The organism is Marinobacter persicus (assembly GCF_002934325.1).
Lineage (GTDB): Bacteria > Pseudomonadota > Gammaproteobacteria > Pseudomonadales > Oleiphilaceae > Marinobacter > Marinobacter persicus_A.
In genome coordinates, this window is the sequence record NZ_PTIV01000074.1 from 1 (window position 1) to 2,430 (window position 2,430).

Here is a 2,430-nt window from a genome sequence, read left to right on the forward strand (position 1 = left end):
TGTTAGTGGCCAATTAAAGTGACCCACTACTGGCCATTAATTTTGACCCACCCCCGGGTGGCCGTCAGGCCACAGAACCAGCTACTGTCCCCCGCTTTTATCGATGGCCGGGGGCATGTCAGTGAAGGAGTGGGTTGTGATACACAAGATCAAGGCACTGCACGATAACGGCAAAGGGTTGTCGATCCGCACCATCAGTCACGAACTGGGCCTGTCCCGGAATACCGTCCGTAAATATTTGCGGATGGAGGTGGATGCGATTTCGGAGCGGTTTGCCGATCCCTCACGGAGCAAGCGACTCGATGATCACCGGGATTATCTGGTGCATTTGCTCCAGCAGTTTCCCAGGCTTAGCGCCGTCAAGATTGCCCGCAAGCTGCAAGCGAAGGTTGGTGAGTTACCAGCCTCGGACCGTTCCATTCGCCGCTATGTGCGGGTGCTCAAGGAGGAAGTCGCCTCGGCTCAGATGCGCTACTACGAACCCATTCTGGACGATGTGCCGGGTGTTCAGTGCCAGGTGGACCCCGGTGAGTTGCGCGGTGTGCTGATTGGTGGCGAAGAGCGCACGCTGCACTTCGTGGTGTTCGTGCTGTCCTACTCGCGGTTGATGTACGTGGGCCTGGCCTTCCGCCCGCTGGATACCCAGACGTTTATCCAGCTCCACGATGAAGCCTTGCGTTACTTCAGTGGCCTGCCGGAGGAATGCGTTTACGATCAGACCAAGCTGGTGGTGATCAACGAACAGTACCGCGAACTGACGCTCAACCAACGGTTTCATGAGTATGCCACCACCGCCGGGTTCCGGATCCATGCCTGCGAAGGCTATGACCCGGAGAGCAAGGGCAAGGTGGAAGCCGGCGTAAAATACGTCAAACAGGACTGCCTTTACGGTGAGGTCTTCCGGGACCAGGAACACGTGCGCCAGCACGTGCAGGACTGGGTTGAGAGTGTGGCCAATGTCCGCATCCACGGCACCACCGGAGAACCACCCCGGGAACGCTTCGAACGGGATGAGCGAGAACATCTGGAGGCCTACCTGTCACCAGCTTGCGTGCAGCCGATGGCCCACGAGACACGGCGGGCCGACAAGACCGGCCTGATCGCCTGGAAGGCCAACAAGTACTCTGTGCCCATGGCCTGGCAGCAGGCCCGGGTGGGCGTTCTGGAGTCCGGCGGCCAACTCCACATCAGCGACCTGAGCACAGGCGACGTCATCACCAGCCATGCGCTGTGTTCCGATAAAGGCAAGGTAATCAAGAACACCCATCACTACCGCGATCATGCCCAGCGGGTGGCCACCCTTGAGAGCAAGATCAATGAGATGATCGGGCGTGAAATCGGGCAACGGTTGTGCCAGCAGCTCAAGCGTTCCGAGCCCAAGATCTACAAGGATCAGTTGGTGGCTACCCGTGACCTGCTCAAGCGCCATGCGCCGGTGGATCCGGTATTGATCATGACGCTGGCAAAGCGTCCCGGCATGACCGCCACACGCCTGCAAAGCTACCTTGAAGCGGCCCAAGCCGCCGTCCTCCGGGAGCGGCAGCCGGAACCTCTGCCAGAACCCAAGGAAGCACTGGACCTAAGTGCTTATCGCCGTATTGGCCACTCCAGTGGCCAGGGGGTGACCCATGAGCCAGCTTGAACAGACCGTGTCCCGTTACCGCAGTCTGCGTCTGAGCGCGGCCGCCGACGAACTAACCAACCTGCTGGCCGAGGCAGAAGCCAACGAGATGTCCTACCTGAGCTTCGCGGACCGGCTTGCCGAACACGAACTGATCCAGCGCCAGGACAAGCGCATCCGCCGGAACCGGAAGATGGCCGCGTTCCCTGCTGAGAAGCGACTGGAGGGCTTCGACTACCGGCACCAGACCACCATTACCAAACGTCAGGTAAATGCCTTGCTGGACTTCCAGTTCATCGACGAGCGGAACAACCTGGTGTTCATCGGCCCGCCCGGTGTAGGCAAGACCCACCTGGCCATCGGCATTGGCTACAAAGCCGTGGAAGCCGGTTACCGGGTGCTGTTCCGCAACGCCCTGGATCTGGTGGAAGAACTGGAACTGGCCGAGATGAAGGGTGAGCTGAAAAAGCGGGTCAGCCAGTTGGCCAAATACGACCTGCTGATCATCGATGAGCTGGGCTACCTGCCCATGACGCGGCAGGCCCGGTACAACCTGTTCCAGCTGATCAACAGCCTGTACGAATACCGGTCCATCATCCTGACCACCAACAAGGACTTCACCAGCTGGGGCGAGTTCTTCCACGACGACAACGTGGCGGTGCCGATCATTGACCGGGTTATCCACCATTCACACATCTTTATGTTGGGAGGAGAAAGCTATCGACTGAAGCAGAAAGTTACAAGCTAGACTATGAAAGGTGGGTCAATTTTATTGGCCAAAGGTGGGTCAAAATAAATGGCCATTGACA

2 protein-coding genes are annotated in these 2,430 nt (G+C 58.6%); both read left to right on the top strand.

The genetic code is table 11. The annotated features are described in order from the left end of the window. Positions 1-136 precede the first annotated feature (136 nt). Positions 137-1,642: an IS21 family transposase gene (istA, locus tag BY454_RS16595; protein ID WP_181049742.1), complete on the top strand. Its 1,506-nt coding sequence runs from the start codon at positions 137-139 to the stop codon at positions 1,640-1,642. After that, the gene (gene istB, locus BY454_RS16600; protein WP_104417662.1) at positions 1,629-2,369 is read left to right on the top strand and encodes an IS21-like element helper ATPase IstB; all 741 of its coding nucleotides are present in this window, start codon (positions 1,629-1,631) and stop codon (positions 2,367-2,369) included. The genes istA and istB overlap by 14 nt, the downstream gene beginning before the upstream one ends. The last annotated feature ends 61 nt before the right edge of the window (positions 2,370-2,430 follow it).

What these genes read in the sequence shown, in the direction of transcription:
- istB (WP_104417662.1), top strand. Translation starts at nt 1,629, where the DNA reads ATGAGCCAGCTTGAACAGACCGTGTCCCGTTACCGCAGTCTGCGTCTG.